Consider the following 15,024-nt stretch of genomic DNA (forward strand, 5'->3'; position numbering starts at 1 on the left):
TCTATTATTTCTTCCTCCCGATGTACAGCAAATGAGACGAGATTCCCAATATGGAAGGGTCTTTGGCGGCTTCAATCATATATTGCATGAGTTCATCATACTCGCCACGCTCTTTCCAGTATTGCTGTTGCTCGTCCGTAAGCATCGCTCTAAGGCTAGATGAACCAATCAAATCAACGGTTTCAAATCCATGTTGCTCCATGAAGGGTGTAACGTCCTGAATATTAAAATAGTATGCTCCCGTAAATCGTCCTTGATCCTGATGATCGAATATGCCCTTTTCCACAAAAGAACGGATGGCTGCCATGTTATCATTCGGCTTCCAATGCTGCGGGGATTGCAGCGAATTGATACTCATGCGCATTCGGCTTTGCATGGCTACAAACACCACGCCCCCTCGCTTGGTCACACGGTACAGCTCCCGTACAGCAGCCGTGCGCTCTTCGTCTGTCTGCAGATGGTATAACGGCCCCAGCATGAGGGACGCATCGTACGTCTCGTCAGCCATACCGGAGAGCGAAGTCGCATCGAGAACATGGAATCCATCGAATTGCTGTGTCAAACCAAACTCCTGAGCCTTTTGCCTCGCAGTATCCACAGAGGAAGGTGTCAGATCCGATAAAGTGACCTTGTACCCCAGCTTCGCAAGCTCAATGGCATACTTCCCTGGTCCTGCGCCATTATCCAGAATACAACCAGTAGCAGGGAGATGTTCCCTGATGTAATGCATGTTAATGATGAATTCAATTGGTTCCCGCTCCAGTCTGCCCCATTCATCAAACCCGGAATAATATTCAATAATATGATCTCTCTTCATCGCTCTGACACCTGCCTTTTCTTATATGTAGACTACTCATCCATGTTCAAAAAAATTAAATTCCAACCAGTATATATCTACTAAATATTTCCTGTCAAACAAAAAACGTTCAATTCCCCATTGAATGCGGAACTGAACGTTTCTGGATCTTATATCTTTTTCACAAACTCAGACTTCAGCTTCATCGCACCCAAGCTGTCGATCTTGCAATCAATATCATGATCCCCATCAATCAGGCGGATATTCTTCACCTTCGTGCCCTGTTTGACCACGAGCGAGCTACCTTTTACCTTCAGATCTTTAATGACGGTAACGGTATCGCCATCACTTAGCACATTTCCGTTGGCATCGCGGATTACTTTTGCATCCTCTGCGTTATCATTGTCTGCTTCCAAAGACCATTCATGCGCGCACTCCGGGCAAACCAGCAGGTTACCATCCTCGTACGTGTACTCTGAATTACATTTGGGGCAGTTAGGCAAATTAGACATATGTATTAAACTCTCCATTCTACGATTGGCATTCCCGCAAGTATACGGGATTTCGACGGTATATTCCATACGCTTGGTCACTGCATGGATGGATTTAAACCAAATTTAAGGTTCATGCATCCCTCACTTTAAGGGTAACTACTTATGATGTAACTAATAGATACGCACTACACATACATGAATTTTAATGTCTCTATGAATGTTATTATATTTAATACCAAAGGAGTTCTTACTCATGTCCTCATATGTTTTCCCTGTGCAAATGGCTTTTTTGATCTTTGTTGTTGCGGCCATGTTTTTGCTGGTGCCGTGGTTGATCTATGGGTATCGTAAAGACGGTTTCTTCAGCTGGTCACGGTTTGGCATCAGCTTTTCGTTTATCTTTTATATTCTGGCCGCCTATTGCCTCGTCATTCTCCCGTTTCCAACTACGCGAGATACCTGTGCGCAGCAAGCCGCTGACACGATCTACTACAATCTGGTTCCATTCACTTTTGTCAAAGACATCATGAAGGAAACACCCATTGTATGGACCCAGCCTTCCAGCTATCTCAGCATGATTCAGGGCAGAGCCTTCCTGCAAGTTCTATTTAACGTCCTGCTTCTCATGCCGCTGGGTGTATATATCCGTTATTTTTTTCAAAAAAGATCATTCTGGAAGTACGCCCTGATTGGTGGATTCGGGCTTTCCTTATTCTTCGAGATCACTCAAATCACCGGATTCTACGGGTATTATAATTGTCCTTACCGCCTTTTCGATGCAGATGATCTGTTATTGAATACTTCGGGAGCAGTCATTGGATTCTTCACAGCGCCCATCCTGCTTGCTTTATTCCCATCACGTGCAAGCATTCAGGCGAAGAGTGAACAGATCGTGGAGCAAAACCGAGTGTATACTATGCCTCAATTGCTCGCGTTAATTATTGATGGAATCATTGTTGTCTTCCTTTCGATTCTGATATCGATCTTCACAGCATCTGATGTGATCAGTGATGCGTTAAGTACATCCATTGCTATGGTCATTGTACTGTTCTTCATACCTTGGGTGCGAAATGGGGTAACTCCAGGCTCGGCCATCTTGCGATTCCGCTATGTGAATCGTCAGACCGGCACACCCACCAGTGAATCGTTATTCAAAAGATTTGCCGCACTCTATGTTCCATGGCTGCTCGTTACGATCATTCGCTTGGTCAACGATTATGCTTTTTCAGGTCATCAGGATGTTATGCTTCAACCTTATCAAATGTGGATCTCCTTGGGGACATTCGGTATCTATATGTTAGTCTACGCCGTACTCTTTGTTCATGTCTTGATCGTGCTCTTCTCCCGTGGAAAACGTTCCTTCTACTTCGATGAGGTGTCCCGCACACGTGCCTCTCGTAAATAATGTATGGAGTATAACGGCACAATGTACCTCTATTCAGTGCTTACGTTCTGCTTATTATTCAGCCGGATTACAAAAAGAGGACGTTCATTATGAGATGAACGTCCTCTTTTGATCGGGCGCATAGCAGTTATTCAGAGTATCCATTCAAATAATCAGCCTGGGTTATAATCCTAACAGCTCTCGCTTGGCTGCATCCGGATCATGTACGACCTCAATCTCATGGTTGAAGATTAGTGTCGCACGATCCTGCTCATATTCAGGCCAGTTCACACCTGCAACTTCAGGTTGGCCATTCTTGGCAAAGGAAATCCAGGCATCCTGTACCTTGAGGGCAAGTGCCGCCGCAGCTTCATCCGGCTCTGCATTCATGAATTTGAGGACATGCAGTGTATTAAACACAAAGAACATTTCGATGCTGTGAATCGCTCTTTTTAACAAAGGATGTTCCGGCATGACCCAATCAAATCGATACATCCACACCGGAGCATACTTCTGCTGTGCCGCAGCATATTGCAGCGCTGACCGCCAGAAGAACATATCGGTCATGACTTGGGCTTGTCCATCTGCCGTTTTTGGATAACTATCCGCGATGGCTACCCGGTTATCCAGATCTGGCGTCATAAAGTCTACGCCCTGAACCATATCGATTTCTTTTGAAAAAGGTACATGTGGCTGGATGAACAGTGCACCCTCGTGTAATGTCGTACCAATCAACACCGGAATATCCTGCGCTGAGCCTTCGCTCACTGCCTGAAGTGGCACCTGTGGTAGTGTATTTCCATCCAATACAGGTTGGAACAACAATGCCATACCTGCACCGCTCTGCTGTTTGACCGTTTCCCCCGCTGCAATAATCTGCTCTACAGGAATTGTATTTAACTTCTGCAGGTTGTCCCGGTCCACCCCAAGAATCTTCAGCATCCCTTCCCGCAACGCTGAGGCTTGCTCTGCCGGCATCAACTGGGAAGCACCACTCTCCATAATGGCACGTCGGAAGAGTCCTTTGGCCGATGGCATCGCCATCAGTGCTGCAATACTCATGCTGCCTGCTGATTCGCCGAACACCGTAACTTGATCCGGGTTACCACCAAAAGCAGAGATATTATCCTTCACCCACTGTAATGCCGCAACCTGATCCAGCAGACCTGCATTGGATACATATGAATCACCTAATGGAGCCATATGCAGGAATCCCAAAGGTCCTAATCGGTAGTTGATCGTCACAACGATGACGTCCCCCCGAACCGCTAACTGTGTACCATCATACATCGGCTGGCTACCTGAACCTGTTACAAAGGAACCACCGTGAATCCATACCATGACCGGCAGTGGTGTTGCTCCTTTTTCCTTAGGTGCCCAGATGTTCAGATATAAACTATCTTCTGACTCATTCGGAATTTCTGTCTGGCCTTCTGGTTGATGATTTCGTGGTTGTATATTCTCAGGTCCAAATTGAGTGGCCTGTCTGATTCCATCCCATGACTCGGGCTGTACCGGAGCCTTGAAACGCAGCTCACCTACCGGAGGTTTCGCATAGGGAATGCCTTTCCATACGCTTGCATCGTGCAAACGTTCGCCTTGAACGGTGCCATATGTCGTTTGAACTTGAAGTTCTCTCATGCCACTTCTACTTCCTCTCCGTAAATAGGTTGAATTAACGAGTATGTGCATATCATGTGTACTTATTTGAGTATAGTTTGTAATCATACCCATTTACAACTTTACCCAACTCTAGCCTCCCCTGCTACGTTTCACGTGGAACTTTATGGGGTGGATGATCTGATACATATCTTTAAGATGAACACCAAAAAGGCCACCCATTAAGCAATGTCATCAAGTTTAACTTGTCTTAATGGCATTGACCCTTAGTATAACCCTTTCCCTTTTACCATCCAAATAACTACCCTTCTACAGGATAACTTACCGTAAATTCAGCACCCTCAATCCATTCGCTCGTAACAAAGTTCCGCCCCTTTACAACAACTCGATCCTTATAAATCTCCACATGAAGCCCTTCGCTGCCCTCCAGATGTTCATCCTGATCCGTCCATAGATAACCTACAGACGACGCATTGAACATGGTTGGCATGTGGCCTGCACCATCGTACATCGTATGCTGTGCTTCCAGTTGCCAATGGGTATGACCGGAGAAGAGAATCACTTGCGGGTAATTGGCCAGAACGGCCTTGAGTTCCGCATCCTGATTCACACCATACCAGCCTTGTTCCTTCAACGACCCCGCTACCGTATCCATAAGCGGCTGGTGTAAGAAGAGAAAGATCGGTTGATTCAGTGTTGCATGCTCAGACAATTTCGCATCCAGCCACGCCAATTGTTCAGCCGACATATCACAATCCTTCGGGTGAGGTTGCTCGGTGCCCAGGAAAATATAATGATACCCATCAATCCAATGATCGTGGTATGCGCCCTTCATGCCTGTTGTCCCTTCAAAATCACTTAATCGACGCTGCCATAACCCTGCGACTGTAATGGGGTCTACTCCTGAAGAGATCGGTCCCCCGTCTTGGCCCTCCTGCTCAGAAGTTACAGCAGACAACGTATAGGTCCCGCCGGATAGTTGCTCAATTAGTGCAGCTGATTCAGCAGCGGTTTGTTTTGTGACCAGCTTGATATCTGCCTCCTGCTCCAACAACTCGGCTACTTCATCCTCTTTCATCTCAAGCAATACGATCGGCGGATCTTGCCATACCACGGCTCCAATATCATGATTACCTACCGTGTACCGGATGTCCGGCAAACTCTCCGCATGCTGCTTCCATATGCGTTGCAACTCACGATATTCGCTCGGCAGCCCCCGATCTGTCACATCACCCACATGCATAATCCCGCTGCTCCCCTGACAGAATGTAGCTATGTCGGCTAATGCCAACTCCAAATGTCGGTTATGAATGTGGTCTGCCTCGTCCCGTACATGTGTGTCCGTAATAACCTGAAAGCTGACAAGAGGTTGCTCCGGTGTATGTTCATTTCCCATCAAGAATCACTCCATTTCAGTCCAATAATGCCAATCAGAATAAACCCGATCCAGACCATCGATGTGAGCCGCAGACGTTCACCAAAAAAGTAATGCCCCACGACGCCAATGAGCGTAATACCCACGCCAGACCAGATCGCATAGGCCACAGCCAGCGGCATATACTTCACTGCAAAGTTGAGAAACGTAAAACTTGCGCCATAACAGACAAACATCAACACCGAAGGCCATAACCGCGAGAATCCATCCGATACTTTTAGCAAAATGGTAGCGCTCAGCTCCAGCCCGATAGCCAGTGCCAACAGTACCCAGCCCAAGTAGGCGTGACTGTTTGTCATCGATTCAGCCCACCATTCAGCAATTCATGGAAGGATTGAATCGTTCTATCTGCCAAGCGGATTTTTCCCGGTTCTCCAATGCCAATCCTGTACCCCGCACCAGCGGTTCGTGCCATCTCCATGTCTCCGTCCGTATCTCCAATGACCACGGTATGCTGCACTGATACACCCAACCGTTCACAGGCAAGCAGAAGCATATCGGGAAAAGGTTTGCCCCGTTCCACCAGATCTGTACCCATCACCACGTCAAAAAAGGAATCCAGTCCCATCCACTGTAAATGTTTAATTGCACTTGGTGTATCATCTGCCGTCACTACACCCATAACCACGCCTTTGGTACGACACTGTTCAAGGAATTCTCGAACACCCGGTAACGGATGTGCCGGACGATGCTGCTCCATCTCTTCCTCCGCTCGCGCCAAACACTCCCGGACCATAATCTTGGATTCCGCCCAGCTGAGACCCGCACGATATCCATGCCACGTCAGCACGGCATACACTTCATCCATCGTGCCCATCGCAAGCGGGCCCCGCACATCATACCCATTCATTCGGCCTTGATCATCGTGGAATGTACCCCATATCTGTGGGAATTCATCTGTGTCGATACGGAGTCCTCTGGTCGCTAACTGTTCTCTGAAATCGTTCAACACACAATCGGTCCAGAACCCCCACATGCCCGTAAAATCAAGTAATGTCCCGTCCTTGTCGAACAAAACGGCTTTAATCGGATTGGGTAATCCATCCACATACGTTTCATCTTGCATTGGTTAAACTCCTTGTCTGCGATCTTGTATGAACGGAAAGGACGGTACAGCATGTACCGCCCTTATCGCGTGGGTCAATTGCCTGTATACGTTTCTTATTTCGTTACCCTATCCAGTTCCTTCTGTGCTTTCTCTTTCGCTTCCTTCAGCGCTTGTTCTGCTGGCATATTATTGATCTGTACCTGATCAGCTGCATCTTTCAATGCATCATTGATCTTGCCACCCGTTGGATCCTGGAATGGAGCCGAAGCGTGAGCTGCCTGTTGCAGTGGTACGGTGATCTGTGGATTTTCCTCACTGAATTTCATAAACTCTGGATCTTGTTGGGCCGATTGACGTACTGCGATATATCCAGTGTTCATGGACCATGAAGCTGTGTTCGAAGTTTCAGAGAAATACGTAAGCCATTTGTATGCTGCCTGTTGTTGTTCAGGCGTTGCAGCTGACGGAATACCTGCCGAAATGGCACTTGCTACCGGTTTTCCTTCACCAATACCTTCCCAGCCTGGTTGTTGCATCGCAGCGACTACGCTAAAGTCCAAGTCGCCTTGGTCACCACTAGATCCGGTATAACCTGCTGCTTTATTTTTCATCACATCATCAATCGTTTTGTACCAGTACTCCCAGCCCTGACCTCCATAATGAATGCCCATAATCTTGTCTTCGTTAATCCATTTACGGAATAAGTCCCATGTCTCGATCCATTCCGGAGAGTCGATCATAACGGTTTTGCCATCGTCGCTAAGAATCTGTCCGCCCTTACCCAGCACGGCATCTATCATATTGTCTCTACCCCACATCGGTTCCCAACCGTAGAAGGTGGTCTTGCCATTTTCTTGCTTGCTCATCTTCGCTGCCGCCTCAGCCAGCTTCTCCCAAGTCGTCAGACTCGCTGGGTCGATTCCGTTCTCCTTGAACGTATCCATACGGTAATACATGATCTGAGTTGTACCGTACATTGGCAAAAAGTATTGCTTTCCATCCACCTGTCCCTGGTTCAGGAATGTCTGAATGAAATCGTCTTTCTTAAAATTCGGATCAGCGGCAATCATCTCATCCATGGGTGCATAATATCCTTTGCGTGCCCAGTCTATATTGGAGCTGAGTACAGCGGCTGGAACCTTCTTGGAAGCAATTGCTGCTTGCAGCTTCTGTTCCGTTTCCGTGTAATCTGCTTGTACAATCCCTTTTACAACGACTTCGTTCTGGGAGGCGTTGAACGCATCAATCGTCTTTTTCATGTTATCGCCCAGATTACCACCCAGACCATACCAGAACTCAATCTCCACCGGATCTTTCGCCTGAGCTTCGGTTCCACTGGCAGCAGCCGTCGTGCCTGATTCTGCGGGTGCTTGTGTTCCACAAGCGGTCAGCAGTGCAAAGCTGGTCGCAAGTACCAGCGACATGCCACCCTTCCAGTTCAACCTCAATCTCTTTTTCCATGTCATGCTTGCCTGACTCCAATTCATTGTTGTTCCTCCCGTTTTAGGTGAATGGTAGTGCATATCAGTTCTTGTTAACACCAGCCGTAATATTCACGCTCTGCATGATCGTCTTCTGGGTGAACAGGAAGAGAATAAGTAGAGGTGCGATGGTGAAGGCACTCGCAGCCATAATCTGTGGCCAAGCAAGTCCATATGCCCCGCCTTCTACAAAGAAGCTACGCAGACCCGCCGATACCAGCTGTAAATCAGGGTCTTTGGTGATGAGCATAGGCCAGAAATAATTGTTGTACTGTTCAATAAACGTAATCAGCACCATCACGGCGAAGCTTGAGCGAACAAGCGGCGTAATAATCGTCCAGAGAATCCGGAAGTGGGATGCACCGTCCAGTTGTCCGGCTTCCACCAATTCATGAGATACCTGCATGAACGCCTGCCGGATCAGGAAGATCGAGAACACGCTGACACAGTTGGATACAATCAAGCCAGTGTAGGAATCCAGCAGATTAAGCTCACTAAGCACCAAGTAACTGGGCAGATACACAGCCGTACTCGGTATCATATAACCCACCAGAATCAGGGATGTCAGTACACCTTTGAGACGGAATTTCATATGTGTCAGGGCGTACGCCATCATACTGGAGTTGACGATCTGAAATAAACAGATGGCTAAGGCTACACCGGTACTGTTCAGGATGTAACGGGCAAATGGTGCCGCATTCCAGGCATCCACATAGTTGCTCCACAGGAACGTCTCCGGCCAGAAGGTCGGCGGAAACTGCCAGATCTCATCATTGGTTTTGAACCCGCTAATGACCATCCAATAGAAGGGAAAGGCTGTACCCAGCGCGATAATGGCTAACAGAAGGTAGCGGATTAATTTACTTATTTTAAAATTCGGTTGTGACACGTTCTGCAACTCCTTGCGCTTCATCCGTTTAGACTTTTTGTTGGGCAATGTCATTGTCATTAGTAGTGCACCAGACGTCTGCCAAGCAGGAAGGATACGCCCGATAGCAACACGCAGATCAGAATGATCACAACGGCGATGGACGAAGCTTCACCTACGTTAAAGGATTCGAATGCAGACTGGTAATACATGTACAGCAACGTTCTCGTTGATCCCGCCGGTCCACCCTGCGTCATGACATTGATCTGGTCATAGGCTTGCAAGGACTGGATAGTAAGAATAATTGAGAGAAAAAACGTCGTTGGTGAGATCAGCGGCAATGTGATACTTCTGAACTTATCCCAACCGTTTGCACCATCGATTGAAGCTGCTTCGAGCAGATCGGAAGGTAGATTTCGTAGCGCAACGAGATAAAATACCATTGCCCACCCAATCGACTTCCAGAGCGTGACGATCAGAACAGCAACCAATGCCCAGTCCGCGTCACGCAACCAGCCGATCGGAGATACGCCTACCCAGCCCAGCATCAGATTAGCGAGTCCCACTTCGGGCTCGAAGATCCAGGACCACGCAATAGACACCGCAACTGTCGGGGTGACCCAAGGTGAGAAGAGTAATGTCCGGAAGATGCCGGATGATTTGATTTTGCTATTCATGAGCATCGCAAGCGCCAATCCGCCCACAATAGTTGGGATTACACTCCCCAGTCCGAATAACAAGGTGACTTTCAATGACCGATAGAATTCAGAGTTTGTCAGCAGATAACTGTAATTGTCCAAACCAACAAACAGCTTATTCGGGCTCATAAAGTCCCAATCGGTGAAACTGAGATAAACGATATATCCCAGAGGCCCCAGCCAGAAGATCAGCAATGGGATTAGAGCTGGCAGCGTGAATAGTACCGCCTCAGACTCCCTCCATAGTTTTAAACGCAAATCCCCCACTCCTTACTGTCCAATTTTTCTTTAATGATTGGGAATTTTTGAGTATAATCAGCTTTATATTTATTCTGTACAAAATTCATTGTACACTCGTATTGAAAATTCTAATTCCGGCTTATGTTAAAATTGGAGCAAGTCATGTAAAATATGAGGCAGCTAGTGGGAACGCTATCATAAACCAGAGGTGACATTGTGGGAAAAGAAACCGCCGGGAACCCGAATCATTCTTCGTTACCTGATCGGCATGCGCTGAGGGAGAGAGTTATTGAGGCCATCGCCAATACGATGGATCTATATGGGGTTAATCATACGTTTGGCAAATTATACGGCATCATGTATTTTGAGGATCGACCGATGACACTTGAAGAGATGAAAAACTCGATGAATATGAGCAAGAGCAACATGAGCTATGCGGTTCGTTCGCTTACAGAATCACAGATGATCTATAAACTGGAGGAAAAGAAGGAGCGCCAGGATCAATATCTGGCTGAGACCGACTTCTATCGTACGTTCCAGAATTTCTTCGGGGCCAAGCTCCAACGGGAAGTAGATGTCATGTTAGAAGGCATTCGTGAGGTCATTCCTGACCTGTCGGCAATGATCCTTTCGGAACATACCTCTTCTGAAGATCGAGATGATGCACTGCGTGATCTACACAAACTCCAACATGCGGAGCAATACTACGTCTGGTTACAAGGATTCGTGGATCAGTTGCGGGATGGTAAGTTTTACGAGAATGTTGCACACACGCCCGATAAAGAGTAGTACAACTGCGTAAACAGAATAAATAATGGGTGATCAAGCGCTAACCAACCTAGACCAATGTTAAGTCACACTAAAGCGCAAAAAGGAGCTGTTCCTAGCCAATGTATGGCTTTTGGAACAGCTCTTTTTTTATTCTATCTATTGTATTGTCATATCCTATCCGTTTTTAGGGGTTTTCTTTTCCATATACTACTGCATTAATGACCCCTTTTTTCTTTTAAAAATATTACTTTTGCGCTGCAGCTTCGATATCTGCATATGCCCAGTGTGTTGCTGGCACATCTCTGAACGTTGGCGTAACTTCGCCAGTTAGTGGTGTGCGGTTGAACAATACATTCAGCACTTTCACCGCTTCAGCACGGGTCAGCTTACTGTCCGGTTTGAATGTACCATCGTTGTAACCAACCATCAGGCCAGCAGATTGCACGTATGCAATCGCATCTGCTGCCCACAGGTCTGCGGATACATCTGTGAAGGAAACTGCTGGACCATTCACTGTTGTATTACTCGCTTGTTGCTGCATCCACCGATAAGCAATCATTGCCATCTGTGCACGGGTGATCGAGCCTTCCGGTGCAAATTGGGTGTTACTCATGCCGTTCATGATGCCAGCGGATTGCGCTTTTTGAATCTCACTTGTTGCCCAGTGTGTTGCAGATACATCCTTGTAGCTCACGCTATTCACGGAACCTGCTGCCGCTTCAGTTGGAAGATTGCGAGCTAGCATGGCTGCCATCTGTGCACGTGTTACGAATGCATCCGGGCGGAAATCCGCACCAAATCCTTGGATGTACGGTTGATGTGTACTTTGTGAAGCTTTCAGTCCATCCACAACAACGAGGGTGAACGTACTGAATTTGGTTACGGTAAATTCGATGCCTTCGCTATTATCCGTGAGTTTCACCAATTTGCCTTGGATCAATTCTTTTGTGCCGTCACTGTGTTCGATATAGATCGCCAGGTTGTCCAATGCTTGCTGACGAGCAGCCGGATCGGTTGGCAGACTGTCACGCAGTGGCAATGTGAGTGTCACTTCGCGGCTCTGCATATTCGTGTCGATCTCTACCGGACGAGCCAGTACACGCACATTCGTATTCGGAGCAACTTGTTGAATCAACTGTTCTTTCTTCGCACGCTCTTCAACTTCTTTGCGCTCCGATTCCTTTTTCAAAGGTACAACACGGAAGTACAAGTCTTGATCGAATCCGGCGATGGAATTTGTCGGAACGGAAATCACTACATTTTCAGTGGAAATCTCCAGCTTGAGTGAACCATCATTCAGTTCTTTTACCGCTGCTTTAGGCAGTTCAATGCGTGTCTCGGACACGGAATCTTTGCTATCTGGAATAACAATGCGTGCGGTGTTCATGTTCAATTGCTTCGCTTTTTCCACCGATTCCTTGGCAATGGCTTCAGTCATTTTCACCAGATCTTTGATCGTGCCGTTGGTTTCGGTTGTACGGGTAATTGGCGTTTTGGTCAGGTTGGTGCCGTTTGTTCCATTAACGTCAACCACGATCTGCTCTTGTTTCGTTGTTGGAGCAGGTGTAGACGTTACTGGCGTAGTCGTAGATGATCCGCCACCACCACCTGTGTTTCCACCCGGGTTAGGCGTTGGAGTATTGCCATTATCTGTGCTGCTATCACCATTCTGTGTAAAGACAAACTTCACGGCGCGGCCTGGCAGTTCATCGCTGATTGCTTTGTAACGAACCCATACCGTTTTGTTGCCGCTAAGGTCCATTTTTTGAATGAAGGCAACATCAATCCAGTGCAGCTTATTGTCAAAAGAAATCTCCATCGTGCTGTCCAAGCCCGTTAGGGTGTTATTGATGTCATTCCCCTTCACATTAGGAGCCGTAAAGAATCGATTAAATACATTTTGTAGATTCCCAACATCCTCGTAACTGTCTTGTTCATTTAGGACCCATTCAGCCAATTCCTTCTGGCCTTCAGGACTAAGTTCTGCCCTTTTGGATAAATCAAGAGCGCCTCTAAGATTAAATTTGTATTTGCTGAAGAATGCTTCACCTTTACTCTGATCTTTCATTGCTTTATCAAGCCATTGATCCATTCGCGGTATAGAGGTAGCTTGCTCAAATGAATCGATAGGCATAGAGAGGAGATTCAGGACAATATCAGGATCAACAATATCCCCTTTAGACACTCCTTCCAACCTTTCGAATGCAACTAGATGCAAGTAATTATATGCCAGTACACCTTTATCTACTTTGCTACGTTCCAAATGTTGTTGTCCAAGGCTGCGTAACACATATGTCTGTTGGTCATTAAAGTGATTAGGTCCATTTACTAATTGCTGAGCGAGCAGATCCAGTTTATTCCTAAGAACACTGAGTTCCCTCTGCTCCCAAACAGATTGTGCCAATACACCAAGTTCAATCATATATTGGACCTGTTCTTTGTTTTTGTAATCTTTATTTACATAGTCGATCAGGAATCCCGCAATGAAATCTCTAACTTGCAAAGACAAAGCACCGTATCCGTTAGGAAGAGTAATACCCAGATCCGGATCTTCCATAGCCATTCGCATAGCCGCTATATTACTGTTGCTCTTTGCAGTATTTAAGACACTCAATGGATTGCTTTCGTTATCATCAGGGAAAAATTTATTAAATGCAGTCTGAATTTCTTCAAAACTTATATATCCACCAAGTGGTCTTTCACTAAGCATATGTTCTGCTAATTCTTCTTGCTCCTCGGCCGTAAGATCCTCCCATTTACTAATATTCAAAGGGAAGCTTCCAAGTGGAATTTCCACATCATCTTCGGAATTGTATGACTCGATCCCCTCTTGAATGGATGACATCCTTTCCATCATTACCAACATGTCTTCTGACGTCTCTACCTTGTTTATAAAAGGAGTACGATCCCAAGCCTGCTCCGTATAATCCAGTATATCTAAAATATCAGGATTTTTTCTGAATTTATGCTCATAATAAAATGCGGTCATACGCTTTTCTACCTCGGATGAATCGAAATAAAAGTTAATCCATTTATAATAATCACTATTTTCTTCCATATCATTGAAATGTTGTTTTCTTTCAGCTTTTTTATTATAAAATTCATCGAGTATTTTTCTGGAGTCTGATCCCCCGATTTTGCGAGGAAGTTCAAGTGCTTGCAGAGCCAATTGCACCATATATTGAACTTGCTCCTTATCCTCATACCCTTCACTAGTCGGTGGATCTATACGCAATAAATATTCTATGATGTCCCCCTGATCCTCCTCAGACAACAATTTGAAATCAGGATCGGCTATGAAATTTTTATTGCCAAGTAACTCAATTAGTTCAGGTTTGAGATCTATCTGTGAATTCTGATCCTTCGTTTGTATAATATCGTTGAATTGCTCCAACGGGCTCAGCTGTGTGCTTGGGTTGAACGATTTCATCTGATAGGCGGCTTCTAAATCATATCGATCCACAACCATCACATTATAATAGAGCGTCTGGCTGGTATCTAAACCTAGAATTTTTTTGGAGAACGTACCGTCTTGAGATGTTGAACCCAACACCCAATCCTCATCTCCATACTCTAGATTGTCCCTGATCTCTGTCATGTTGTTCAGATTAGAAGTATTAGAAACAAAGACCTGATATTTTAGGTTACGAGTTTCAGTGGTGTCAGAGAAACCAGCGCCCCAACGCACCTCTATGTTATTATCATCAGTAAGCTTGACAGTAATTAATCCATTTTTGCCTGGCACAGGGCTTGAGCCACCTGCACTAACCTTCCCTGCTGGTGCCAACCATGGAGCTATTAACACCATAATGAGCATCAAACTAATTATTTTCCTGTAATTCATGTACTTGATCCTCCCTATCTCATGTTTTTTACATATAAATTCAATCCATCTGATACGTAAGGCCTATTGTAGTGCACTGCGATAAACAGAATCTAAACAAAAAGAGCAAATAAAAGGAAAAAGATCCATCCTGTAGTGCAAAAACAGGATAGATCTCAATTTTTTTCGCCAAAATTCATCATTTTATTTTAAAAAAAGTGTTCTTTGGGACCTATATAACTCCAGCCCTTAAATCAAGGTGTACCCGCCATCCACATACAATGTGCTGCCCGTCGTGAACATATTGGCCATCAGATACGTAACTGTATGTGCAATTTCTTCATTGTGCCATCAAGGGTAAAAATA

General features: G+C 45.9%; 12 protein-coding genes. 2 read left to right on the forward strand and 10 right to left on the reverse strand.

Annotation, left to right across the window (positions count from 1 at the left end; all coding sequences use genetic code 11):
* Nucleotides 1–4: 4 nt before the first annotated feature.
* Both NST38_RS29645 and NST38_RS29650 read right to left on the reverse strand, forming a co-directional pair.
* Nucleotides 5–817: a class I SAM-dependent methyltransferase gene (locus NST38_RS29645; protein ID WP_076251986.1), complete on the reverse strand. Its 813-nt coding sequence runs from the start codon at nt 815–817 to the stop codon at nt 5–7.
* A gap of 149 nt (nt 818–966) precedes the next feature.
* Complete coding sequence (locus tag NST38_RS29650) at nt 967–1,308, reverse strand: zinc ribbon domain-containing protein YjdM (RefSeq protein WP_017691576.1); 342 nt, start codon at nt 1,306–1,308, stop codon at nt 967–969.
* A gap of 235 nt (nt 1,309–1,543) precedes the next feature.
* Between NST38_RS29650 and NST38_RS29655 the strand changes: the two genes are divergently transcribed.
* Nucleotides 1,544–2,695 carry a VanZ family protein gene (locus tag NST38_RS29655; RefSeq protein ID WP_076251988.1) on the forward strand — a complete coding sequence of 384 codons (1,152 nt, stop codon included), beginning with the start codon at nt 1,544–1,546 and terminating at the stop codon, nt 2,693–2,695.
* Nucleotides 2,696–2,857: 162 nt separating this feature from the next.
* Here the strand turns inward: NST38_RS29655 and NST38_RS29660 are convergent, their stop codons facing one another.
* The 7 genes from NST38_RS29660 to NST38_RS29690 all read right to left on the reverse strand — a co-directional run bounded on the left by NST38_RS29660 (nt 2,858) and on the right by NST38_RS29690 (nt 10,082).
* Nucleotides 2,858–4,315, reverse strand: coding sequence for a carboxylesterase/lipase family protein (locus NST38_RS29660; RefSeq protein ID WP_076251991.1), 1,458 nt, complete (start codon nt 4,313–4,315; stop codon nt 2,858–2,860).
* Nucleotides 4,316–4,595: 280 nt separating this feature from the next.
* Nucleotides 4,596–5,690 (reverse strand): metallophosphoesterase family protein, encoded by a 1,095-nt coding sequence (locus NST38_RS29665; protein WP_076251993.1) that lies wholly within the window; start codon nt 5,688–5,690, stop codon nt 4,596–4,598.
* Nucleotides 5,690–6,028, reverse strand: coding sequence for a DMT family transporter (locus tag NST38_RS29670; RefSeq protein ID WP_083684565.1), 339 nt, complete (start codon nt 6,026–6,028; stop codon nt 5,690–5,692). Before NST38_RS29670 ends, NST38_RS29665 begins: the two co-directional genes overlap by 1 nt.
* Entirely contained in the window at nt 6,025–6,795 is a 771-nt protein-coding gene (locus NST38_RS29675; RefSeq protein ID WP_076251995.1) for an HAD family hydrolase, read from the reverse strand. Before NST38_RS29675 ends, NST38_RS29670 begins: the two co-directional genes overlap by 4 nt.
* 95 nt (nt 6,796–6,890) lie before the next feature.
* The gene (locus NST38_RS29680) at nt 6,891–8,264 is read right to left on the reverse strand and encodes an ABC transporter substrate-binding protein (RefSeq protein ID WP_076251997.1); all 1,374 of its coding nucleotides are present in this window, start codon (nt 8,262–8,264) and stop codon (nt 6,891–6,893) included.
* A 37-nt stretch (nt 8,265–8,301) separates the two neighbouring features.
* Nucleotides 8,302–9,147 (reverse strand): carbohydrate ABC transporter permease, encoded by an 846-nt coding sequence (locus NST38_RS29685; RefSeq protein WP_223199815.1) that lies wholly within the window; start codon nt 9,145–9,147, stop codon nt 8,302–8,304.
* Nucleotides 9,148–9,206: 59 nt separating this feature from the next.
* Nucleotides 9,207–10,082, reverse strand: coding sequence for a carbohydrate ABC transporter permease (locus tag NST38_RS29690; RefSeq protein ID WP_036612319.1), 876 nt, complete (start codon nt 10,080–10,082; stop codon nt 9,207–9,209).
* A gap of 198 nt (nt 10,083–10,280) precedes the next feature.
* On the opposite strand from NST38_RS29690, the gene NST38_RS29695 reads away from it, so the two are divergent.
* Complete coding sequence (locus tag NST38_RS29695; protein WP_076252000.1) at nt 10,281–10,853, forward strand: GbsR/MarR family transcriptional regulator; 573 nt, start codon at nt 10,281–10,283, stop codon at nt 10,851–10,853.
* Between the two features lie 226 nt (nt 10,854–11,079).
* Here NST38_RS29695 and NST38_RS29700 read toward each other — a convergent pair whose 3' ends face one another.
* A complete protein-coding gene (locus NST38_RS29700) occupies nt 11,080–14,679 on the reverse strand; it encodes an S-layer homology domain-containing protein (RefSeq protein WP_341344248.1) in 3,600 nt (1,199 codons plus the stop codon).
* Nucleotides 14,680–15,024 lie beyond the last annotated feature (345 nt).

Origin of the sequence: Paenibacillus sp. FSL H8-0104 (assembly GCF_038050215.1) — a bacterium.
GTDB classification, from domain to species: domain Bacteria; phylum Bacillota; class Bacilli; order Paenibacillales; family Paenibacillaceae; genus Paenibacillus; species Paenibacillus amylolyticus.